The organism is Streptomyces sp. NPDC048825, assembly GCF_043198355.1.
Taxonomy (GTDB): Bacteria; Actinomycetota; Actinomycetes; order Streptomycetales; family Streptomycetaceae; genus Streptomyces; species Streptomyces xiangluensis.
On record NZ_JBICUR010000007.1, the window covers coordinates 104,185 to 125,768 of the forward strand.

Consider the following 21,584-nt stretch of genomic DNA (forward strand, 5'->3'; position numbering starts at 1 on the left):
GCGCCGCCCGGCCATCAGCCGAACGCTTCCGGGTCGTGCCAGTAGCGAGGCGGCCGGTCCTGCGGCTCGACAGCCGGGTCTGCCGTGGTCTCCTCTGCCTGCATGCTCCTGGCCTCACTCTGGTCGGCCGAGTCCGAGACCAACTCCGCGATCTGCAGCGTGCAGTTCCACAGTGTCGCCATCCCCTTGATCAACACGAAGTACGACTCGCCGTCAGCCAGGCGGTACACCCGGCGCCACTTCTCGACGATCCTCGTGCGCGGCCGATAGGTATGGACGACGGCGCGGAGCTCCCCCAGCGCCTGCTCCTTCGTACCGTTCACCTCACGGATGATCGCGGTCTGGAGGTAGTCACCGTTGTAGTGGCACTGCGCGATCACGATCCAGCTGCCCATGCTCGCCCCTCCCGGCGCCCCCGGCGCCAGCCCCAATCGGGTCCCGGCACCGCCGCGGGCACGGGCACCTCGCAGCCAATAGTCGGATTCTTTGCGACGAGGCGCCAGACGGCAGCCCGTCACCTCGCCAACTTGCATCCGAACCTGGATGAGCCCGGATCCTCTGAGGGGAAGGGCTGAGCAGGGAAGTGCCTGATGGGTGGGTGCCGGGACGGCAGCGCCCGTCGGTCCCGGGCGCCCGCCGTGCCTCTGCCGGGCAGCAGGACCCGGGTGCGCGGGCCAGTCCTCACCGTGACCGGCGTGCCACGTGAGTAGGCAGGTCAGGGGGAGGATGCTGCGCAGTCCCCAGTCGTACGGCCAGTTCGAAGCCGGCTTTCAGTGGTCGCTGCTGGCGGTGTGGTGCTCCAGGCGGGCCAGGCAGGCTGCCTGGCCCGCCCAGTGTTGGGCGTCGCGGAGTTCACAGCGTTGCAGGTGCATCAGGTACAGGCACGGCGCCGCCGTGCTGCTGTCGGCACCGGCGGCGAACTGCCACCAGAACTGGGCTCCCTCGCGGTCGGCCAGGTGCCGCAGGCACGCGAAGATCAGTGCGCCGACAGGCTCGACCCGGCAGGACTGGGCCAGCAGGGCGATGTGGTCGGCGGCCCTCGAGTCGAGGATCACCAGGGTGGACAGGTCCCGCAGATCGCGGCCGGCCTGCTCGTGCTGGGCTGTACCCAGCGGGTCGCGCACTCGGGCAGCGCCGTCCTGGAGCCAGGGGCTTTACCTGCTGTGCTGCGGACTCCAGCAGCAGCGCGCTGCGCAACAGGTGTCGGCCACCTCTCGTTCGATCCGCCGACGGTGCTTCCGGCTCGTCAGGATTTGCGGCCGATGAAGGCGAGCAAGCGAGTCTGGACGTCGGCTGTCTCCGGCACCTCGACCCGCGGGCCGTACTGCCCGCTCGCGCGGAGCACGTCGTCGAGCGGCAGCATCCCGTCGAGCAACTGGGTGCATTTGGCGGGATCGAGGTGTTCGTCCTGGCCGGTGGCCCGTGCCAGGTCCCAGGTGTGCATGAAGACATCGGCGGTGTAGAACCGGTCGACCGCCTGGTCCAGTGGGATCTCACCGATGTGCGGGTTCGACAGCAGCTTGTGTGCGGTGGCCGGATCGTCGAGGAGGGCCTGCACTCCATCGCGGTGCGTCGCCCAGGCGGCCACCGGGTCGTCGTCCACCGAGGGCCCTTTCGGCAGTTCGACTCCGGCGCCGGCTTTCAGGAAGGCGGGGAACCACTCGACGAGGTGACGGACGACGTCCCGGGCCGCCCATCCCTCGCACGGCGCCGGGTTGTCCCACGCCTCTGAGTCCGTGCCGCGTACGAGGTCGGTGAATGCACGTGCCACGGTGCGGTGCTCATCGGCTGCTGTTCTCGCCATGATCAAGATCCCGTCTCGGTGTGTCGGTCGGCGCTGTTGCCCTGTTGGCCGCCGAGCAGCTCGTCAAGCCGCTCGTAGCCTTCACGGACGCCGTAATCCATGCCGCTCTTGAGCATCGAATCGCGGGCTTCGACGGAGTCCATGAGCGACTTGCCGGTGACCCGGGTGCGACCACCAAGGTCCTCGAAGACGGCCGTCTCCAGGCTGACGCCGTCCGGAAAGCCCTCGTAGGTGAAGGTCTGCACGATGCGCTCGTTGGGGCGCACCTCGTGGAACACACCGTGGAAGCCGTACTCGGTTCCGTCGTCGTCGCGATGCACATAGCGATAGGAACCACCGCTGCGCGCGTCGTACTGGTCGATCCGCATCGTGAGCCGACGCGGGCCGAGCCACTGGGCGACCAGCTCGGGGTCGGTGTACGCCCGGAACACGCGCTCCGGCGGAGCGTCGAACTCCCGGATGATCAGGATTGTGGGCAGATCCGGGTCGGCCAGGATCCGCGTCTCGTTGCGGTGGTGCGTGTCGGTGGTGCTCATGATGCCGCCTCTTTCCCCTGGGTACCCGGCGCCGACTGCTCGCCCATCTGTTCAAGGAGGGCATCGAGACGGCGGAAACGCTCCTCCGCCTCGCGCCGATAACGCTCGATCCACTTCGTCATCAGGTCGAAGACCTCTGCCTCGAGGTGACAGGGCCGCCGCTGGGCGTCTCTGCTGCGACTGACCAGACCTGCGTCCTCCAGGACCTTGATGTGCTTGGACACGGCCTGCACCGTGACGTCGTACGGCTCGGCCAGGTCGTTGACCGTGGCGTCCCCCGCGGCGAGCCGGGCCACGATGTCGCGCCGCGTGGGGTCGGCCAGTGCGGAGAACACCAGCGACAGCTGGTCGTCTGCCACCTCGCACCTCCCATATTCAACCGATTGGTTAAATAGCCTACGGCCGGGGTTCCGGCTTGTCAACCAATTGGTTGAATAGCAGCGGGAACCCGCCTGTGCCAGGGCGATCGCGGCCGGCGCTCCCTCCTACCGCACCGTCAAAGGAATCCTGGTCGTCGCTGCGATCGGCGTGAAGGTACGGCCGACGCGGCGCGGCGCGACGGAACTCGGAGTTCTGCGGAACTGCAAGTTCAGTCAAGCGAGTTCGAGGCGCTCGGCGAGCCCGGGTGACCTGACGAAGGCACAGGAACGGGCGGGCCGTTCTGCAGATGCGCGGAGCCCGTGTTCCGAGGGCTCGAAGTGAAATCCTGAATGACTCATAGCGCGTGAGGCTGGATCTCCTTCTCGTCTCCTCCTCGTACCGCAGCACCGCAGGGACCTGAGGGACCTGCCACTCGGGTCGCTGACGGCCTCGGACAGGCCCAGCCCGGGGCGGGGCACCGGCCCCCGGCCGGAGGCTCGCTACTTCTCGTCGAAGAGGCGGTCCTCGGGTGCGTGGGTGAGCCGTACGGTGTTGCCGTTGGTGATGTCGACGACAGTGTCCAGTCCGGTCCACTGCCCGGTGGTGAGGATGAACAGCCGATCGTCCCGCTGCTCCAGGTAGTCGGGGAAGCCGACGAGTGCGGGGTCACCATCACTGAGCTGGAGGTGGTCGGCCAGGCAGCGAAACAGCTTGGGCCACAGCACAGCGGCGTCAGTCAGTCAGGGTGGACATCCCATCCCCTCCACCTTCGCCCCACTCTCGGTCTGGTCCTGTGCCGGCCTGCCGCGCCGCCGCCGTCATCTCGTTGCCACTACGCGAACTGACCGGGGCTGCGCCAGGCGCACCGCTTCGACCTCGACGGCGAGTACGTACGCACGTACGTGCCCGAGCTCCGGCACATCGCCGCCCCCGCCGTCGACAATCCGTGGGAGTACGGCCCAATCGCCGGCCATCCACCGCCGCTGGCCGCCTACCGGCCACACTCCGGGAAGACGAGCCGGCGACCACTTGCCCAGGGTCAGCACCTTTGGGAAGCTCGCCGGGTGACGCAAGGCGGAAGGCGGCCGGTCCGGTGAAGTACATGCTGGTGATCTGCGACGACGAGTCCGATCCGCAGGGTCCGCGGGAGATCACGAGTCGCCCCGACCACGTCGCCTGGATCGACTACATGCAGAGCAGCGGGGCGACGCTGCTGGGCGGCGAGCGCCTGCGGCCGAGCGGCGATGCCACGAGCGTACGGGCCCGGGACGGGGAAGTGCTGATCAGCGACGGGCCGTACGTGGAGGCCAAGGAGCAGATCGGCGGCTTCGCGCTGATCGACTGCGCCAATCTCGACCAGGCGATCGAGGTCGCCGCCCGGCACCCGTTCGCCGCGCACGGCGTGATCGAGATCAGGCCGGTCTGGGCAGGGTGACCGGATCGGTCGACGCGGCGCTCACCGCGGCGTTCCACCAGGACTGGGGGCAGATCGTCGCGACACTGATCGGGTTCACCGGCGACTGGGATCTCTCCGAGGAGTGCGCGCAGGACGCCTTCGCGCTGGCGCTGGAGCGGTGGCCGCGCGACGGCGTCCCGGACCGGCCAGGCGCCTGGCTCACCACCACGGCGCGCAACCGCGCCATCGACCGACTGCGCCGGGACGCCGTCGGCGCGGCGAAGCTGCGGGAGATGGCTGCGACCTCGCGCGGCGCAGCACCCGACACCGAGGACGTCGAGGTCAGCGGAGTCTCCGACGACCGGCTGCGGCTGATCTTCACGTGCTGTCATCCGGCACTGGCTTTGGAGGCCAGGGTCGCGCTGACGCTCCGGACCTTGGCGGGTCTGAACACCTCCGAGATCGCCCGGGCGTTCCTGGTGCCGGAACCGACGATGGCCCAACGCCTGGTCCGGGCCAAACGCAAGATCCGCAACGCGGGCATCCCCTACCGGGTCCCGCCGGCCCACCTGCTCGAGGAACGTACGACCGGGGTCCTCGGTGTGCTCTACCTGCTGTTCAACGAGGGGTACGCCGCGACCGCCGGCGCCGATCTGGTGCGGCAGACGCTGACCGCCGAGGCCGTACGGCTGGCGCGGCTGCTCGTCCGGCTCCTGCCGCACGACGGCGAGGTCGCCGGGCTTTTGGCCCTGATGCTGCTGCACGACGCCCGGCGCGCCGCCCGCCTCGACGACGCGGGCGACCTGGTAACCCTGGAGGAGCAGGACCGTACCCTCTGGGACACCGGCAAAATCGCAGAAGGCGTCGAGCTGCTGAAGACGGCGCTCCGACGCGGGCGGCCGGGGCCGTATCAGGTCCAGGCGGCCATCGTCGCCTGTCATGCCACGGCCGCGGACGCCGCCGACACCGACTGGGAGCAGGTCACCGAGCTGTACGAGCGCCTGGTCGAGCTGCTGCCCTCGCCGGTGGTACGGCTCAACCGGGCCATCGCCATCGCCATGACCCGCGGCCCGGCGGCCGGTCTCGAGCTCGTCGACGAGCTGCAGGCATCGGGGGCGCTGACCGGCTATCACCTGTTGCCGGCCACCCGGGCCGATCTGCTCCGCCGCCTGGACTGTACCGACGAGGCCGTGGCGGCCTACCGGCAGGCGCTGGACCTGGCGACCACCGACAGCGAGCGACGTTTCCTCTCCCGCCGGCTGGCCGAGCTCGGGGCCCGCTGAAGTCTCTCCGGTGGGCTGTCGATTTCTCCGGCGCCCGTTCGTCGGTGGGGCGACCCACCAACGAACGCCAGGAGGCGTGCCATGCGCAAGCTCATCGCAGCGATGAAGCTCTCCGTCGACGGCAAGATGGAAGGCCCGGACGGCCACGCGGACTGGGTGGCGGCCTGGTCCGACGACTACGAGCTGACCGCCCAGGTGGACGCGTGCCTGCTCGGCGCGGGGATGTACGGAGGCTACGAGTCGTACTGGACCGCGATTCAGAACGAGCCCGAGGGGGTTCACTGGATCACCGGTCAGCCGCCCACGCCGGGTGAGCTGGAGTGGGCACGCTTCGCCGCGCGGACCCCGCACTACGTGCTGTCGAGCACCATGGAGTCGGCGCAGTGGCCGAACACCTCGTTCCTGCGCGGCCTCGACGAGATCGCCGCGCTCAAGGAACAGCCCGGCAAGGACATCTACCTGATGGGCGGCGCCCAGATCACCGCCGGCCTGATCGACGCAGGGCTGGTGGACGAACTCCGCCTCATCGTCTACCCGCTCATCGCCGGAAAGGGAAAGGCCCTCTTCTCGGGGACACAGCAGCGGCACGGACTGGAACTCCTGAAAGTCGAGCAGTTGCCGGACGGCCTGGTGAGCCTCACCTACGGTTCGACCAGGTGAACGACCTCAACACCAGGGTCATCGAGGAGTTCCGGGCGAACGCGGGACGCGTCGGCGGCTCGCTGTCGGGCACGCCGATGCTCCTCCTGCACCACATCGGGGTCCGGTCGGGGATCGAGCGGGTCACGCCGCTGGCCTGCTCACCTCGGCCGGACGGCGGCATCGCCATCATCGCCTCGAACGGGGGCTCGCCCACCCATCCGACCTGGTACCACAACCTCAAGGCCCATCCCCGAGTCACCGTCGAGACGGGCACCGAGACCTTCTTCGCAGAGGCCGCCGAACTCGACGACGCCGCCCGCGCCGACCTGTGGCCCGAGCTGGTCGCGGAAGCGCCCACGGCCGGCACGTACCAAGCCAAGACCGCGCGCCGGATTCCGGTGTTGATCCTGAACCGGGTGCCATGAGAACACTGTGGTGCTGATCGGGCCGCACCCCGCTCGGCGGGGGACGGCCCGATCATGGCCTGGGTCTGGGCGGCCATGCCGCCGTCGATGGTGACGGTAAAACACAGCTAACCACCGCCCAGGTACGGCGACAGGCGTGTGCCTCCAGTGTTGGGAAACGATCTCCGTGAGCGTAGGGAGTGATCAGCACCGACTACGGAACAAACGCTGAGGCCGACCGGACCTGCGACCTGGCCCACACTCGCCGTGCGCACCCGGCGACGACAGTGTGCCCGTTGCCTATGTGCTGGTGCAGCCGGGTGCCACGGCCAAGACGCTGGCCGGGGGTTCGACCGCTGCCTCGGCATTCCCGTCACCACCCGCATGACCACCGCACAGATCACGACCGCCGTATGCCACACCTACACCGCGGCCGCGGTGAAGCTGGTGTTGATCGACGAGATCCACTGGCTCAACCCGCGCACCTCCAGCGGCGCGGATGCAGCCGACTGCTCAAAGACCTGAGCTGAGACGGTGATCTCACCTGGCAGGTGCCCCTGCGCCGGCCTTCCATCTGGTCCTGCGGGGCGCTGTTGTCACGCCGGGCGGATGTTCTCCGCCTGCGGGCCCTTCTGGCCCTGCACGACGTCGAACTCAACTTTCTGCCCCTCCTGAAGCTCGCGGAAGCCCTGAGCGGCAATGTTGGAGTAGTGGGCGAAGACGTCGGGCCCGCCGCCCTCCTGTTCGATGAAGCCGAACCCCTTTTCGCTGTTGAACCACTTCACGGTGCCCTTGGCCATGGCCTGCTCCTTCGAGGAACCCCGGGCTTGCACCATGCAGACCGGGAGGTGAGTGCCCTGGTCCGGAGAGGCGCTGAACAGCAAGAACGCCCATGATCGTGATCACGGGCGAACGGGACTTCGGAACCACGACAGCTGAATACCGACGCTACACCGCGCGGTCGGCAGCCGCTATCGACGCGGCCGTGGATCGCTGCGCTTTCTCCGGCTGTCGCGTGAGAAACGGCGGGTCCGCCTGTTGGTTCCCTCTCACCACGACCGGCTCCGCGCTGCCGGGCACACCCAGGAGCCACGTGCAGGTGTGGGCGCCGTCCTCACGCGCAGCTCGACCGGCAATGCGACGCTCTCCCTGCCTCCTCGGCGGATAAGTGATCAGCTGTGGCCGACTTTGACGCCAGGGCGCCAGCCGAGGAGCGGGACATGCCGAGACCACTCGCGATCACGGACGGAAGCACCGCCTGGTGCTTCACCGAGTCAGTGCGCACGACCACGGACAGGGCCGCTACGACGCGGCCTTCGCCGTTCACGATGCGCGTGGCCACCGAGTCGGTACCGGGGGTCAACTCCTCTCGCACCGTGGCCGTTCCGGTGTGACGGCAGTCGGCGATCTCCTTACGCAGCACCTCCGGTGCCACGATGCTTCGCGGCAAGTACTCCCGGAGCTCGCCCGACAGCACGGTCTCGATCAGCTCCGCGCCGCCGTGGCTGAGCAGCACCTTGCCCACACCCGTGCAGTGCAGTGGAAGCCGCCCACCAACCTGGGAGACGAGCTCGGGTGCCTCCGGCGCGGACAGTCTCTCGATGATCACCGCTTCCTGGCCTTCCAGGACGGCCAGCTGCACGTGCCGGTGGAGTGCGGTGTAGAGATCCTCGAGAAACGGCTGGGCCAGCGTGCGCTGACGCGGCCGTCCTCCTCGACAGCGATCAGTGTGCTCCACTCCGGTTCGCCGGCGAGGAAGCTCGCGGTGCCGTCGATGGCGTCGATGATCCAGCGCCGTCTGCCGTGCCCATGGGCGCCGAACGCCTCACCGATGAACGCGTCGTCGGGATACTCCTGGCGGATCAAGGAGCGAAGGGCGATTTCGATCTCCCGGTCAGCGTCAGTGACCGGGCTCCCGTCGCTCTTGGTCCGGGCTCCGATCGCGGCGGTCGAGAAGTAGCTTCGCGCGATGGCATCCGCCTGGTCGGCGAGGCGGTGGGCCAAGTTCCAGGTCTGCCGGGTTCGTCACGAGGCTGCCCTTCCCACCGCGGTCCGCTGTTGAGGCTCTTGGCTGCTCGGCTGGTCGACCGTGTGGCGCTCGACAGCGCACACACCGCCGTAGCCATGGTCATCGAGCGACTACCACCAGGCTGCGGCCCGGCCTATACGGCAGAAGTCGCCGATGTGCGAGGAACGCCAGCCGCGATCAAGATCGATAACGGGTCTGAAGACGAGCTCCACTATACATAGCGTGTATACACGCTATGTATAGTGGCGCCTCATGACGGACGTTTATCTGCTGCCGATCCGCACGGCCGCCCTGATCTTCCCGGGACTCGCCCTCCTGATGTTCGTGCCGACGGCGGTCGTCATCTACCGGCGGCACGGCGTCATGACTCGCTGGCGTGTGCTCTCGCTCTACGGGGGCGTGTATTACGCACTCACCGCCTTATGCCTGACGATCGTGCCGCTTCCGTCCCCGTCGGTGGACGTCTGCGCCAAGTACCCGTCCTTCGTCGATCCCCAGTTCATGCCCGGCAGCGCCTTCGCAGACATCTGGAAGGAGGCGCACCACCGAGTCACCTTCAACGCTCTGGTGCTCGGCAACTCGGCCGTCTGGCAGACCGTGTTCAACCTCTTCCTGCTGCTCCCGCTCGGGGTCTTCGTACGCATCCACTTCCGCCGGGGGCTGATTGCGGCCACCGCGGCTGGATTCGCCGGGTCACTCCTCTTCGAACTCACCCAGTACACGGGGCTGTGGGGTCTGTACGCGTGCCCGTACCGTCTCTTCGCCGTGGACGATCTCATCGTCAACACGGCGGGAGCGGCGCTCGGCTGGGCGGCGGCAGGGCCCCTGGCCCGCGTTCTGCCGGACCTGAACACCTTGGACGACCGCGCGCTCGATCTCCACAAGGTCCCCTTCGGGCGGCGCCTGGTGGCCCTGCTGCTGGACATGACGGGTGCCGCTCTGCTGACCGGAGCCGTCGCCGGTCTCGTCTTCCTCGCCCTGGGCGCCGACGCCGTGCTGTGGGTCCCGCCCGTGGTCTGGGTGCTGTGGTTCGTGATGGTGCCGCGCTGGAGCGGCGCGACTCCGGGCAAGCACGTCCTGTTGGTGAAGCTCGTCACGAGGAGCGGCGGCAGGCCGGGGCACGGTGCGCTCGCGCTGCGCGCAGCGGCGCTCGGTCTGCCCTTCGCTGTCCTGCGGCTCATCGCGGGAGCGACTCTGCCGAGCGCCGGCGCCGATCCCTCCGCCCTGATCGAGATCGCGGGCGGGGTCGGCTATCGGGACGTGGCCTACGCGATGGCATCCGACCCGGTCGGCGGGCTCGCCATGCTCCTCGCCCCAGTCGCCTGCCTGGCCCTCATCGTCTGGTGTGTACGGGCAGTCCACAGGCACCCCCAGGGCCTCGGTCTGCACGAGACCCTCTCCGGAGTGCGGAACAAGGCCCTGCCGCACACCACGGCCCGGCGAGGCGGGGGGCCGGACGGACCGGTCGAAATGGAAGGACCGGCACACTCGGCCTCGCCCGAACAAGGTCGACTTCCGCGCCACTGAAGTCCCTACCCGCACGAACGGGGAGTCGAAGAGCGGCCCTGGCTCGCCGACACCGAAGTCGATCGGTAATTCCCGGCCGCTGGGGTGAAGCGGAGCCCGGCTGCGCGGCTGGAAGCCTTGCCCTCAACCTGACTTCAGGTTCTACGGTGCTTGCCTCAGCGATCATCCACAGGGGGAACCGCGCATGACGACACAGCACATTTCCGACGCCGCACTCGCCGCCCAGCCGGCTGCGTACTGGACCGGAGTGGCCCATGAAGCCCTCATCGCGTTCACCCGCGCTCGGCAGGCTGAGCACGGCTTCACCCAGCCTCAGTACTGGCTGCTGCGCAACCTGTCGAAGAACGATCTCTCATCTGATGGCCGCGGCATGACCATTCCCGAACTTCAGCAGGCCATGAGCTCCTACATCAGGCCCGAGGACGACCTGAAAGCCGAGGCGGAAGTCCTGCTGGAGCGCGGCTGGCTCACCCGCGACAGCGCGGGACGGCTATGGATCACCGAGGCGGGAGACGAGGCTCATGCCGACTTCAAGCAGCACGCTCCGGCAATCCGCGACCGTATCCACCAGGGCATCGCCGATGCCGACTACGTCACCACCCTGAAGGTGCTCCAGCAGATGATCCGGAACACCGGCAGCACCATGGTCCAGTCACCACATTCGGGGCCGGAGGGCTCGGAACCGCCGTCGTGTGGTCGATGGCAGGGCTGGCTGGAGGGCCGCTGCTGGGGTGGGCCGGGTGGACGGTACGGCGCGGGCGGGGGAACGTGCGGGCGGTGGCCGAGGCAGTCATCGCGATGGTGACGCTGGGGGAGGCGCTCTGGCTGGGCCTGGCGCTCCACTACTGGGGAGAGGCGGCCGTCTTCATGGCCGTCGGCGCACTGCTCACCGCTCTCCTGACCATCTACTTGGCGCGCGCCGGGGTGCAGCGCTACTGGCTGTGCGCCGTGCTCGCTCCCGTTGGCGGTCTCGCCTTCTACCTCGCCGAGGAGGGCATCCTCGACGGCCTGCTCGGATCGGTGTATCGCGGGAACAAGCACCGGGATGGCGGGAGCTTGGCTGCGGCGAGGGCCGGACGCTCGGCTCACAAACGACCCGTCGAACCATTGGTCATCGACAGAGAAGGCGTGGGGCCAAACACCGCAATGGCGCCGCGTCATCCTCGGGAGGACCAAGAAACTTGGGTCTGGCTGATGATCCTCACGGCGCACCAGGGACTTTGCGTCTACTGCGTGGCGATGAAAGACGTCTCTGGCCCCGACGGAACGCTTGGGTTCTAGAGATGGTCGTGCAGCACGCCGCCGGCCTCCCCTGTCCTGAGCAAGCAACGACGGGAGACGTGTCCCTACGACCAGAACTCGTCGTATGTTGTCTCGTCGGTCACCAGCACCCAGCCCTCGGTGATCAGGCCGTCCCGGATGCGGAGGACGAGCGCGTAGTCCATGTCGAGGTCCTTGCCGTCGCGTGACGCCGTGACGTGGAGGAGAGCGACCGTGTGCTCGTCGTCGGCGAGGACATCATGGAGCTGCGGGCGGTACGTGCCTCCTGTCAGCTGAAACTCCCGCTCGAACAGGGCGAACGTGGCCTCGTGGCGTGGTGGTCACCTGCCAGCGGTCTCCGCCCACCGATGTGCCATACGACATGGGGTGGATGACCTCCGCCAGCGCGTCCATGCCGCCGGCTGAGAAGGCCGCCATGGCGCGCTGGAACAGCATGGGCTACGTGGAGCAGGTCGGGTTCGGCGAGATCACCGAGCGCGGTGCCCGCGCGAACTGCTGCCGCGGGACACCGTCTACGTCGGATTCTCGCTCGGTGTGCTGCCCGCCCAGAAGCTGGCGCAGACGCGGGCGGGCGCGCGGGGCGCGCTCCTGTTCCACGCCTGCATCCCCATCTCGGAGTTCGGTGCAGCATGGCCTGACGGTCAGATTCCCCGCTGTTTGCCGCGACACCGGTCCCGCCGCCACGAAGACGCCGCGGACTCGGTCAGGCGAAAGGCGCGGATCTGGCTGCGGACGACGCGGGGCCCCTGGGCGTCAACTCCGGGTCAGATCCCATGCGCTGCGGCTGATTCGGTCGAGCGCGACGCGGGCAGCAACGACGGCCGGGTGATCGTGGCTGCCAGTGCGGGTAGCGATGAGGACGCGCCGAGTGTTCGGCGGCGTCAGCTCGGTAAGTGCCACTGTAGGAGCGTGGACGCCCCAGGCAAGTTTGGGTAGAAATCCGACCGCCTGCCCGGCTTCGATCAATCGCACATGGAAGGTGAGGTCGGTCGACTGGTAGCGAACGTGGGGTTCAAAGCCGGCTTGGCGGCAGACAGCGCTGGCCCAGCGCCTGGCGGCATTGCCCTCGGGTTCCATGACCCAGGGCAGGTGTGCGAGAGCTGCGAGTTGCGGCTGCTCGCCGTCCGGTGGCGTGGCCAGAAGAAGAGGATCCTCGAGGAGAAGCTGAGTGTGCAGGCCGGTCAGAGCCGACGGCGGCTCTCCCGGGTACTCCTCGGCGATGACCAGGTCGTATTCGTGCGCGACAAGCGCCCGCAGCGGTGTGCGTTCGTTCTCCTGATGCACGTGGACGCGAAGCTGCGGATGCTCGCGCTGAAGCAGCTCTACGGCAGGTAGGACCAGAGTCTTGGCAGCAGTCTGAAAGGTTGCAATCCGCAGGTCCCCCTCGAGCACCGTTTTGGCCCGCGCGATATCGGCCTCAGCCTGCTCGAGCCGGTCCAAGATCACCTCGATATGCCCGACCAACATCTCCGCCGCGGGCGTCAGACGGACCCGACGTCCCATAGGTTCCAGGAGCGGGACGCCCACCTCGGCCTCCAGCTGCGAAAGCTGCGAAGAGATGGTGGATGGACTGTACGAGAGGGCCGAAGCCACAGCTGCAAGGGTGCCGCGGTGCTTGAGTTCGCGCAGCAACCGAAGCCGGTGAAGGTCGTACATCACGCACCAATCGCCCGCCCGAGACCACCGATTCGTCGCTTGAGATAACCAATCGTACGCGAAAACATGTGCTGCCCCGCATTGAGGCACCGCGAGACTGCCTCGTCTTGCGAGCGTCGATGATGCCTTGTTCGCGGGTCGCGCGGATGTCATGGACGGTGTCCGCTCCGGCAGGAGCGGAGGGGGTTGGTCAGAATGATGTAGACCGGGGGCGCCGTCGGGTCGGGCGGCTCGGATCGACCTCAGCGCGGCCGTCGTAGGCGAACCGGTGGGTCACATCGCCCACCGCGTCCCCGGCGGCCTGCACCAGCTGGGCGATCACCGGAACACGGTTCTCGCCCGCCGGGGCCAGCATCATCGCGCGCCGGTAACCCTTGATTGGTCGAAAATACCGATGAGTGCGCGTCGATAACGACGACTAGACCGGACAATCCGCGGGGGCCTAGCATTCCAGAACCGCGAGAATCGGCCACCCCGAGATCCGCGCTACGGCCGACGCAGCCCGCGGCGCCTTGGTATTGGTCGTCAGTCTCCCCACGCTGTCGTCGCTGCCTGCCGGCCCGCCCGCCGCAGGCGGATCAGATGTCCCGCCATGCAACCTCGGAGAGGCCATGACACCACCCCGTGCACGTTGGCGCGTACGCCGCCATCCTGCTCGCCCGTCACTACTGCGGGGGGCGGTCATGCTCGCGATCGCCCTGCTCGGCGTCGTGGCAGTGAGCGCTCCGACGTACGCGGCTGGTGAGAGGACCGTGCAGGGAACGTTGCGTAACTCTGCAGACAACAACGGACCGGTCGCTGGGGTGAAGATCAGTGTCCAGACCAGTACAGGGAAGACCTACACGGGCGCCAGCAACGACCAAGGCCGGTTCGCGATCACTGTGCCCGGCAGCGATTCGGGCACCTTGACCGTCATATTGGACACCAAAACGCTTCCCGATGCTGTGCAGATCCGCGACGGAGCGTCGAACACCTTGCGGCCAACGGGCAGCTTGAGCACGATCACCGTCAACTTCCCCCTCGGTCCCGATACCCGTCAAGTGTCGACAGTGTGGGACCAGGTCCCCCAACTGCTCTACAACGGTCTGCTGTTCGGCCTGGTGCTGTCATTGGGGGCTCTTGGCCTGTCCATGGTGTTCGGCACGACGGGACTGTCGAACTTCTCCCACGGCGAGCTGGTGACCTTCGGGGCATTCGCCACCTATCTCGGCAACCGGGTCGTGGGGCTGCCCATCGTCGTGGCGGTGGCGGTGGCGGTAGTGCTGTCGGCGCTGTTCGGCTACCTCAACGAAAAGGGTTTGTGGAGTCCACTCAGACGCCGCGGAACGGGACTGATCGCCATGATGATCGTCTCGATCGGTCTGCAGTTCCTTCTCCGGAACTTCTACCAGTACTTCACAGGTGGCCGCGCCTTGACCTACCGCGAATACGTCACGCCCGCGGGCCGAGACGCCTTCGGCTTGTTCACCTATACCAATCGAGATCTTGTCATCATCTCGATCAGTGGGCTTGCGCTTGTCGCGGTCACTCTTGCTTTGCAGTACACCCGGCTCGGTCGCGCCACGCGCGCGGTGTCGGACAATCCGGCCCTGGCCTCTGCGACGGGGATCAACGTCGGTCGTGTCATAGCCACGGTGTGGATCGTGGGCACCGCGCTGGCGGGACTGAGCGGGGCGTTCTTGGGATTCTCCCAATCGGTGAGCTACCAACTGGGCGCGCAGGTACTGCTGTTGGTCTTCGCCGCTACCTGCGTCGGAGGTCTGGGATCAGTGTGGGGCGCGATGATCGGCTCGATCATCATCGGGCTGTTCGTGGAGACCTCAACCTTGGTCATCCCATCGGAACTCAAGTTCGCGGGCGCGATGGTTCTGCTGGTGCTGGTCCTGCTCGTCCGACCACAAGGCCTGCTCGGCCGCGCCGAGAGGATCGGGTGAGGACATGGACATCATCAGCGCCGCCACGGGGGCACTGCACGACGGCTTCGGCTATCTGGCCGTCTCGTTCTGCCTGGCTGCCATCGGTTTGAACATACAGTTCGGCTACGCCGGGCTGGTCAACTTCGGTCAGGCCGCCTTCTTGTCGGTAGGCGGTTACATCATGGGCGCGGCGATCGCCACAAGCGGAGTTCCCACCGTCCTGGCGATCCTGCTCGCGATCGCTTTCACCGTGGCGTTGGCGTTGATATTGGGTATCCCTACCCTGCGTCTTCGGGCGGATTACCTGGCGATCGTCACCATCGCGGCGGCAGAGATCCTGCGACTTGTGTTCGGGACGTCGTTCCGGACGTACTTTCACGGCAAGGACGGTGTGACCGGCTTTACCGCCGGGTTCCGAAGCCTCAACCCGCTGCCGAACTACGACGGCTTCTTCCTGACCTACAGCCGGGAGGAGCTGTGGACAATCATGGTCGGCTGGGGCCTGGTCATCATGATCAGTCTGCTCACCTGGGCTCTGATGCGATCACCGTGGGGAAGGGTTCTCCGGGGCATCCGCGAAGACGAGGATGCGATGCGGTCTCTGGGCAAGAACGTCTACGGCTACAAGATCCAGGCCCTCATCCTCGGTGGAGTGGTCGGATGCGCCGGAGGTTTCGTGGGCGCGTTCGGGGCCGCTTCGGTCCAGGCCGACACGTTCAACCTGGACTTCACCTTCATCGCCTTGACCATGCTCATCCTCGGTGGCGCCGCTCGGATCCTTGGTCCGGTCGTCGGCGCGGTGATGTTCTGGGCCATCCTGTCGTTCCTCGGATCGGTCTTGACGCAGTTGGCGAGCTACCCGGTCGTGGCCCAGTTCATGAACGCCGACCAAGCGTCAACCATCCGGCTGATGTTGGTCGGATTGGCGCTGATGCTGCTGATGATCTACCGGCCGCAAGGCATCTTCGGTGACCGAAGGGAGATCGCGCTCGATGCCCACTGACAACTTCCCCACTGACCACCCCTCCTCGGGCACCGAACCCAAGGACGTCTCCTCTGCCGGTGATACGTCCCAGCCAAGTGTTCCCGACCCCGGCGCCGGGGAGAACACGTCGGTGCGCGAGTGCCGGCCTGCTTTGCAGTCGGTGCCGCATGAGCCTGGCGCTGCCAAACCCGACCCCGTTGTGGTCGTGAACGGAATCCGCCGCACCTTTGGAGGCCTCACCGCGGTCGACGTGGAACATCTCGAAATCCAACGTGGGGTCATCACCGCCTTGATCGGACCCAACGGCGCAGGCAAGACCACGTTCTTCAACCTGCTCACCGGCTTCGATCAACCCGATGCCGGTTCCTGGTCCTTCGACGGGACACCGCTCAAAGGCAAGGCAGCCTACAAAGTGGCTCGCCTCGGCATGGTCCGGACCTTCCAGCTGACCAGAGTGCTCTCGAAACTGACAGTGCTGGAGAACATGCGGATGGGGGCCGCAGGTCAGCGTGGCGAACGCTTGTGGGCCGCCGCGCTCCCCGCCCTGTGGCGGGCGCAGGAACGAGACATCACCGACCGGGCCCGAGACCTGCTCAAGCGGTTCAAGCTCGACGCCAAGGAGGAGGATTTCGCCGGGTCCCTGTCAGGCGGCCAGAGAAAGCTGCTCGAGATGGCGCGAGCGCTCATGGTCGAACCGAAGCTGGTCATGCTCGACGAACCCATGGCCGGCGTCAACCCAGCGCTGAAGCAGTCCCTGCTCGGGCATGTGAAGTCGCTGCGGGATCAGGGAATGAGCGTCCTGTTCGTCGAACACGACATGGACATGGTGCGAGAGATCTCCGACTGGGTGGTCGTCATGGCCCAGGGCAAGGTAATCGCCGAGGGACCCCCCACATCCATCATGTCCGACGAACGTGTCATCGATGCCTACCTCGGAGCTCGCCACGACACCGACATCAGCGAGCTCGAACGCGTAATCCAGGTCGAGCACACGCACGACCACGCCGAGCAGAGGGTCGACCGGGAGGTCCCGAAATGACTTCTGCCCATCACGGCCCATCGGACTCCCAGGTCACCGATCAGGGCGAGATCGTGGCTGAAACCGACCCCAACGCCCCAAAGATCGACGAGGCAGCTCGGACAAGGCATCTGCAGGCGGCCGAGGGCGCAACCCTTCGCGCCGACAATCTGATCGCCGGGTACCTCCCCGGAGTCAACATCTTGAATGGCGCCGATCTGTACTGCCAACCCGGCGAGTTGGTCGGCATCATCGGACCCAACGGCGCCGGCAAGTCGACACTGCTCAAAGCACTCTTCGGGCTGGTCAAGATCACCACCGGGACGGTTCGCCTGCGGGGCGAGGAGGTCACGAACCAGCGCGCCGACGCGCTGGTCTCCCAAGGGATCGGCTTCGTACCGCAAACCAACAACATCTTCCCCTCGCTCACCATCGAGGAAAACCTGCAGATGGGGTGCTACCAGTCCCCCAAGAAGTTCGCCCCCCGGCTTGCGTTCGTGACCGACCTGTTCCCTGCGCTGGGCCGGCGCCGCAAGCAGCGGGCCGGGCAATTGTCAGGCGGTGAGCGGCAGATGGTGGCCATGGGCCGGGCTCTGATGATGGAACCCTCCGTGTTGTTGCTCGACGAACCCTCAGCGGGCCTGTCCCCGGCGATGCAGGACGAGGTGTTCGTCCAGACCCGAGCCATCAACCGGACCGGTGTGTCGGTCGTCATGGTCGAGCAGAACGCACGCCGCTGCCTGCAGATCTGCGACCGCGGGTACGTCCTCGACCAAGGACGCAATGCCTACACCGGGTCCGGACAGTCGCTGGCCCGTGACCCCAGGGTGATCGAGCTGTATCTCGGCACCTTGGCCAAGGCCGCCCAGGCAGACAACACACCTGCCAGCAGGCGGAACTAGGACCACGACCAACACCTGTTGTCCGGTCGAATCCTCCCATCGCGTCCCCTCCTGACACCCGCCACGGCACGGTCATGCGCCACACCAAGAGCGCACCAGTCATCACCCACCCTTGGAGATCCCATGTCGCTCCCGCGACGCATCATCTGTATCGCCGTTTCGGCCTCTGCCGCGCTGGCAACCGCCGCTTGCGGCTCCGACAGCAGCCCCTCCCAAGCCGGCAGCGAGCCGCCGGCCAAGGCGGGCACCCAGCTCTACTTCGTAGACGGCAACACCGCCGACTATTCCGCTGATTTCGAGCCGGGCACTCTCAAGGGTGTGCGCGCCACCCTGCCCGGCGGCAAGATCGGCGACGAGTTCCGGCAGAGAATCCTCAAGATCAACAGCAAGGTGAAGGACTTCACCTACGCTCCGGAGGCCTACGACGCCACGATCCTCTCCGCCCTGGCTGCGGTCGCCGCCAAGAACGACTCCGGCAAGGCGATCGCCGAGAAGGAGATCGGCATCACCAGGGACGGGAAAAAGTGCACCAGCTTCAAGCAGTGCGCCGACCTACTCGCCGACGGAACGGACATCGACTACGACGGCGCATCTGGCCCGATCCAGCTGAACTCGACAGGAAGCCCGTCCGCGGCGACCGTCGGCATCTACCAATTCGGGCAGGACAACAACTACAAGAATGTCCGCTACGTCAACGGCACCACCCCGGACCAAGCCAACATCCGAGCCGACCAGAAGGTCGGCGGCCCAATCCCCAAGGGCAACGGCACCCTGACGTTCGGAACCCTGCTCCCTGCCACCGGGGACAGCTCCTTCCTCGGCGCCCCGCAGTTCGCCGGGGTGGACCTGGCCATTGACGAAATCAACAAGGCCGGGGGTGTACTGGGCAAGGATGTCAAGCAGTTGAAGGGCGACTCCGGTGACGGGTCGCCGAACATCGCGCCATCCGAGACGGACAAACTGCTCCGCGGTGGTGCCGACGTCGTCATCGGCGCCGCTTCCTCGTCGGTGTCGCTGTCGGTCATCGACAAGATCACCGGGGCTGGCGTCGTCCAGATATCGGCCGGAAACACCTCAACCGCATTCGACACCTACCCCGACCAGGGCATGTACTTCCGCACAGCCCCCTCCGACGTCCTGCAAGGGCAGGTGATGGCCCAGACCATCAGCGAGGACGGTCACAGCAACATCGCAATCCTCGCCCGACAGGACGCCTACGGAGAGGCATTGGCGAAGAACGTCCGCTCCTTCTACGAGGAGTCCGGCGGCAAAGTCGTCTCCTATGTCCTCTACGACGCGACCGCAGCCAACTACACGGCCGAGGTGGAGAAGGTGAAGGCCCAGCACCCGGACGCCATCGTGCTGATCTCGTTCGACGAGGCGAAGAAGATCGTCCCGGAGCTCATCAAGGCCGGTATCGGCCAGAACGGCTGAGCCCGTACCTGGCCGGTGGTCGTGGCTCCGGATCCGCCCCGCAGCCACGACCACCCCAACTGCCGTATCGCCCGTGGAGTGGAGAAGGGTTTCGCATGACCACCAGACCAGCAAAAGCCATGCCTACCGCCACCGCAGAGCACGGTGCCGACCCCGATTTCGACACGGTGTACGACCGCGCCACTTTCGGGTCAGCGAAATGGGCCAATCAATGGGACGAATTTTCACCGCGTGTCCGGGGCGAGGATCTGCTGTCGCTATGGACGGCCGACATGGACTTCCGGGCGCCGACGACCGTCATCGACCGCCTGCGCGCCGGCGCGGACCACGGTATCTACGGCTACACCCTGCGAGACCCGGAACACTTCCAGATCGTGCAGAACTGGTTCACCGTCAGGCACGGCTGGACACCACCGGTGGAAACGCTCCTCCCGGCCCCTGCGATCATGTCCTCGGTCGCAGCAATCTTGCGCACCTTCACCGCCCCTGGAGATGGGGTGATCGTCCAATCACCGGTCTACTCGCCGAACTTCGAGGCCATTACCGGTAACCACCGGCGGCTGCTCGTGAACCGGCTACGGCTCATCGACAACCGCTACGAGTTCGACCTCGACAACCTGGCCGAGCTGGCCGCATCCGGCGCGAAGGTGCTCTTGCTCTGCAACCCCCACAATCCCTCGGGCCGGAGTTGGACGGCCGACGAGTTGCTCGCCGTGAACGACATCTGTGCGCGCTACGACCTTCTGGTGATTTCCGACGAGATTCACTGCGACATCCGACTGAACGGTCGGCCCCACGTGGTCTACGCCTCAATCAGCAGCGACGCCGCCCGCCGAGCGTTCATCTGCACTGCCCCCACGAAGACCTTCAACCTTGCCGGCCTGCCAACGGCCACACTCTCGGTTGCCGATCCGTCCCTGCGCTCGGAACTGCTGAACGCCATGCGGGCATCGTTCATGATCAACGCGCACTACTTCGGTCGTCTGGCCTTGGAGACTGCCTACACGACGGGTGGTCCGTGGCTCGACCGGCTGACCGACTATCTCAAGGGCAACGTGGCCTTCGTGCACGAGTTCGTCCAAGAGCGACTGCCCGAGATCACGCCGATGCCGCCGGACGCATCGTTCCTGGTCTGGCTGGAGGCTCGTGAGCTTGACGGTCGTGTGGGCGGCCTGCACCAGTTCCTTGTCGACCGTGCGGCTGTCAATCTCTACGACGGTCGGGTCTATGGCCCCGGAGGAGAGGGGTACGTCCGACTCAACGTCGGCTGCCCCCGGAAGGTGCTGACTGAGGCGCTCGAACGCATCGATCGTGCGCTGTCACGATAGCGCTCCTCGACCTCACCGCCACGAGTGACTGCCCGCAGCGGGACCAGCGGTGGTACGAAGACGTGTCGGCCTTCGACACCAGCGACGGCAGGAACAATGCGAGTATGACCGCCGCTTTGTAGGAGGTGGCGGTCTTCTCGCATCTCGTTGCGATGCCGCGGAAGCCCTTGAGCCCTTGAAGCAGCGCTCGATGGTGTTGCTCCGACCAGCGCCCCGCCCCGCGTCAGCGGTGGGTACGCCGGGCAACGGTGTGACGAGCGCATTCCCCTGCGGGTGGAGAAGCCAAAGTACGAGCTGAGCCGGAGTGATCGATACGGTGGCCCGGATGACGACCTCCTCATCCTCCACGCAATTGGTGGTGCTGCGCGGCAACAGCGCCTCCGGTAAGAGCTCGGTGGCTGCCGGCCTGCGCGAGCGGTATGGCCGCGGCATCGCCCTGGTCAGCCAGGACACACTTCGCCGCGACGTGCTGCGCGAACGGGACATTCCCGGCGGCGCAAACATCGGCCTGATCGACCTGACCGTCCGGCACGCCCTCGAACACGGCTTCCACACCGTGCTGGAAGGCATCCTGTATGTCGCGCACTACGGCGAGATGCTCGCCGGGCTACTTGCCGACTACCCGGGCCGGACCCACTGCTTCTACCTGGACGTCCCCTTCGAGGAGACCCTGGCCCGGCACGCCACCAAGCCGATCGCCCACAAGGTCGGCGAAGCCGAACTCCGGTCGTGGTACCGGCCCCTGGACCTGCTGCCCGGCGGCATCGAAACGGTGATCCCGGCGACCAACTCGCTGACCGCGACGATCGACCAGGTGATGAACGTACCCGGCCTGGCCGCACGTGCCGAGGCGCGAAGTGCCCCGCCGGCTGGTCCGGTTGGAGCTGACAAGGTCAACCAGGGTTGAGCTCGCAGTGGGGCAGGCTTGGTCAGCGACGAGTTTCACAGCACGCCCGGCAGACAATGGGAACGGCGCGGCCGTAGCGGGTTCTCCGGGGTAAGAGGTGTAGCGCGAGGCGGAGTTCGATGACTCAGTGCAGCTCAGCGTCGGTGTCGTTGAGGATATCCGGCACAACAGGTGTG

The 21,584-nt window shown here is 66.7% G+C and carries 25 protein-coding genes and 3 pseudogenes; 16 read left to right on the forward strand and 12 right to left on the reverse strand.

Going from position 1 to position 21,584, the window contains the following annotated elements; genetic code table 11:
* Window positions 1-14: 14 nt before the first annotated feature.
* The 6 genes from ACGFNK_RS18880 to ACGFNK_RS18905 all read right to left on the reverse strand — a co-directional run bounded on the left by ACGFNK_RS18880 (window position 15) and on the right by ACGFNK_RS18905 (window position 3,425).
* Window positions 15-395: a hypothetical protein gene (locus tag ACGFNK_RS18880; protein ID WP_393417184.1), complete on the reverse strand. Its 381-nt coding sequence runs from the start codon at window positions 393-395 to the stop codon at window positions 15-17.
* 375 nt (window positions 396-770) lie between these two features.
* The gene (locus ACGFNK_RS18885) at window positions 771-1,124 is read right to left on the reverse strand and encodes a hypothetical protein (RefSeq protein ID WP_393417186.1); all 354 of its coding nucleotides are present in this window, start codon (window positions 1,122-1,124) and stop codon (window positions 771-773) included.
* Window positions 1,125-1,246: 122 nt separating this feature from the next.
* Window positions 1,247-1,804, reverse strand: coding sequence for a TIGR03086 family metal-binding protein (locus tag ACGFNK_RS18890; RefSeq protein ID WP_393417188.1), 558 nt, complete (start codon window positions 1,802-1,804; stop codon window positions 1,247-1,249).
* Between the two features lie 2 nt (window positions 1,805-1,806).
* Window positions 1,807-2,340, reverse strand: coding sequence for an SRPBCC family protein (locus ACGFNK_RS18895; RefSeq protein ID WP_393417190.1), 534 nt, complete (start codon window positions 2,338-2,340; stop codon window positions 1,807-1,809).
* Window positions 2,337-2,699, reverse strand: coding sequence for an ArsR/SmtB family transcription factor (locus tag ACGFNK_RS18900; RefSeq protein WP_393417192.1), 363 nt, complete (start codon window positions 2,697-2,699; stop codon window positions 2,337-2,339). The genes ACGFNK_RS18895 and ACGFNK_RS18900 overlap by 4 nt, the downstream gene beginning before the upstream one ends.
* A 501-nt stretch (window positions 2,700-3,200) precedes the next feature.
* Window positions 3,201-3,425 carry a hypothetical protein gene (locus ACGFNK_RS18905; RefSeq protein ID WP_393417194.1) on the reverse strand — a complete coding sequence of 75 codons (225 nt, stop codon included), beginning with the start codon at window positions 3,423-3,425 and terminating at the stop codon, window positions 3,201-3,203.
* A 126-nt stretch (window positions 3,426-3,551) separates the two neighbouring features.
* Here ACGFNK_RS18905 and ACGFNK_RS18910 point away from each other — a divergent pair, with 126 nt between their 5' ends.
* From ACGFNK_RS18910 to ACGFNK_RS18935, 6 genes and pseudogenes are all read left to right on the forward strand, one after another.
* Window positions 3,552-3,797: an FAD-binding domain-containing protein gene (locus tag ACGFNK_RS18910; protein ID WP_393417678.1), complete on the forward strand. Its 246-nt coding sequence runs from the start codon at window positions 3,552-3,554 to the stop codon at window positions 3,795-3,797.
* A gap of 5 nt (window positions 3,798-3,802) precedes the next feature.
* On the forward strand, window positions 3,803-4,135 hold the full coding sequence (locus ACGFNK_RS18915; protein ID WP_393417680.1) for a YciI family protein: 333 nt from the start codon (window positions 3,803-3,805) through the stop codon (window positions 4,133-4,135).
* Window positions 4,132-5,379 (forward strand): RNA polymerase sigma factor, encoded by a 1,248-nt coding sequence (locus ACGFNK_RS18920; protein ID WP_393417195.1) that lies wholly within the window; start codon window positions 4,132-4,134, stop codon window positions 5,377-5,379. The genes ACGFNK_RS18915 and ACGFNK_RS18920 overlap by 4 nt, the downstream gene beginning before the upstream one ends.
* Before the next feature lie 81 nt (window positions 5,380-5,460).
* Window positions 5,461-6,039 (forward strand): dihydrofolate reductase family protein, encoded by a 579-nt coding sequence (locus ACGFNK_RS18925; RefSeq protein ID WP_393417197.1) that lies wholly within the window; start codon window positions 5,461-5,463, stop codon window positions 6,037-6,039.
* Window positions 6,036-6,446 carry a nitroreductase/quinone reductase family protein gene (locus tag ACGFNK_RS18930; protein ID WP_393417199.1) on the forward strand — a complete coding sequence of 137 codons (411 nt, stop codon included), beginning with the start codon at window positions 6,036-6,038 and terminating at the stop codon, window positions 6,444-6,446. The genes ACGFNK_RS18925 and ACGFNK_RS18930 overlap by 4 nt, the downstream gene beginning before the upstream one ends.
* Window positions 6,447-6,664: 218 nt before the next feature.
* Window positions 6,665-6,944, forward strand: a pseudogene (locus ACGFNK_RS18935) (TniB family NTP-binding protein); the annotation flags it as partial.
* Window positions 6,945-7,021: 77 nt separating this feature from the next.
* On the opposite strand, the gene ACGFNK_RS18940 reads toward ACGFNK_RS18935, so the two are convergent.
* The 3 genes from ACGFNK_RS18940 to ACGFNK_RS18950 form a co-directional block, all read right to left on the reverse strand.
* Complete coding sequence (locus ACGFNK_RS18940) at window positions 7,022-7,225, reverse strand: cold-shock protein (protein ID WP_033318262.1); 204 nt, start codon at window positions 7,223-7,225, stop codon at window positions 7,022-7,024.
* 314 nt (window positions 7,226-7,539) lie between these two features.
* Window positions 7,540-8,067 (reverse strand): IclR family transcriptional regulator, encoded by a 528-nt coding sequence (locus ACGFNK_RS18945; protein WP_393417202.1) that lies wholly within the window; start codon window positions 8,065-8,067, stop codon window positions 7,540-7,542.
* Window positions 8,031-8,429 (reverse strand): inositol monophosphatase family protein, encoded by a 399-nt coding sequence (locus tag ACGFNK_RS18950; RefSeq protein WP_393417204.1) that lies wholly within the window; start codon window positions 8,427-8,429, stop codon window positions 8,031-8,033. Before ACGFNK_RS18950 ends, ACGFNK_RS18945 begins: the two co-directional genes overlap by 37 nt.
* A gap of 277 nt (window positions 8,430-8,706) precedes the next feature.
* Between ACGFNK_RS18950 and ACGFNK_RS18955 the strand changes: the two genes are divergently transcribed.
* The 3 genes and pseudogenes from ACGFNK_RS18955 (at window position 8,707) to ACGFNK_RS18965 (ending at window position 11,262) form a co-directional block, all read left to right on the forward strand.
* Window positions 8,707-9,981: a VanZ family protein gene (locus ACGFNK_RS18955; RefSeq protein ID WP_393417206.1), complete on the forward strand. Its 1,275-nt coding sequence runs from the start codon at window positions 8,707-8,709 to the stop codon at window positions 9,979-9,981.
* Window positions 9,982-10,165: 184 nt separating this feature from the next.
* Window positions 10,166-10,624, forward strand: a pseudogene (locus tag ACGFNK_RS18960) (MarR family transcriptional regulator); the annotation flags it as partial.
* Between the two features lie 56 nt (window positions 10,625-10,680).
* On the forward strand, window positions 10,681-11,262 hold the full coding sequence (locus tag ACGFNK_RS18965; RefSeq protein ID WP_393417208.1) for a DUF6518 family protein: 582 nt from the start codon (window positions 10,681-10,683) through the stop codon (window positions 11,260-11,262).
* Between the two features lie 65 nt (window positions 11,263-11,327).
* Here ACGFNK_RS18965 and ACGFNK_RS18970 read toward each other — a convergent pair.
* The 3 genes and pseudogenes from ACGFNK_RS18970 to ACGFNK_RS18980 form a co-directional block, all read right to left on the reverse strand.
* Window positions 11,328-11,561: pseudogene (locus ACGFNK_RS18970) on the reverse strand (nuclear transport factor 2 family protein); the annotation flags it as partial.
* 139 nt (window positions 11,562-11,700) lie between these two features.
* Entirely contained in the window at window positions 11,701-11,859 is a 159-nt protein-coding gene (locus ACGFNK_RS18975; RefSeq protein WP_393417210.1) for a hypothetical protein, read from the reverse strand.
* A 156-nt stretch (window positions 11,860-12,015) separates the two neighbouring features.
* Window positions 12,016-12,918, reverse strand: a complete 903-nt coding sequence (locus ACGFNK_RS18980; protein ID WP_393417682.1) for a LysR substrate-binding domain-containing protein — start codon at window positions 12,916-12,918, stop codon at window positions 12,016-12,018.
* 683 nt (window positions 12,919-13,601) lie between these two features.
* On the opposite strand from ACGFNK_RS18980, the gene ACGFNK_RS18985 reads away from it, so the two are divergent.
* The 7 genes from ACGFNK_RS18985 to ACGFNK_RS19015 all read left to right on the forward strand — a co-directional run bounded on the left by ACGFNK_RS18985 (window position 13,602) and on the right by ACGFNK_RS19015 (window position 21,408).
* Window positions 13,602-14,852, forward strand: coding sequence for a branched-chain amino acid ABC transporter permease (locus ACGFNK_RS18985; protein ID WP_393417212.1), 1,251 nt, complete (start codon window positions 13,602-13,604; stop codon window positions 14,850-14,852).
* A 4-nt stretch (window positions 14,853-14,856) separates the two neighbouring features.
* Entirely contained in the window at window positions 14,857-15,837 is a 981-nt protein-coding gene (locus ACGFNK_RS18990) for a branched-chain amino acid ABC transporter permease (RefSeq protein WP_393417214.1), read from the forward strand.
* A complete protein-coding gene (locus ACGFNK_RS18995; RefSeq protein WP_393417216.1) occupies window positions 15,827-16,858 on the forward strand; it encodes an ABC transporter ATP-binding protein in 1,032 nt (343 codons plus the stop codon). Before ACGFNK_RS18990 ends, ACGFNK_RS18995 begins: the two co-directional genes overlap by 11 nt.
* The gene (locus ACGFNK_RS19000) at window positions 16,855-17,739 is read left to right on the forward strand and encodes an ABC transporter ATP-binding protein (RefSeq protein WP_393417218.1); all 885 of its coding nucleotides are present in this window, start codon (window positions 16,855-16,857) and stop codon (window positions 17,737-17,739) included. Before ACGFNK_RS18995 ends, ACGFNK_RS19000 begins: the two co-directional genes overlap by 4 nt.
* A 123-nt stretch (window positions 17,740-17,862) precedes the next feature.
* Window positions 17,863-19,173 (forward strand): ABC transporter substrate-binding protein, encoded by a 1,311-nt coding sequence (locus ACGFNK_RS19005; RefSeq protein ID WP_393417220.1) that lies wholly within the window; start codon window positions 17,863-17,865, stop codon window positions 19,171-19,173.
* A gap of 95 nt (window positions 19,174-19,268) precedes the next feature.
* The gene (locus ACGFNK_RS19010) at window positions 19,269-20,501 is read left to right on the forward strand and encodes a MalY/PatB family protein (protein WP_393417222.1); all 1,233 of its coding nucleotides are present in this window, start codon (window positions 19,269-19,271) and stop codon (window positions 20,499-20,501) included.
* A gap of 325 nt (window positions 20,502-20,826) precedes the next feature.
* On the forward strand, window positions 20,827-21,408 hold the full coding sequence (locus ACGFNK_RS19015; RefSeq protein WP_393417224.1) for an AAA family ATPase: 582 nt from the start codon (window positions 20,827-20,829) through the stop codon (window positions 21,406-21,408).
* Window positions 21,409-21,584: the final 176 nt, after the last annotated feature.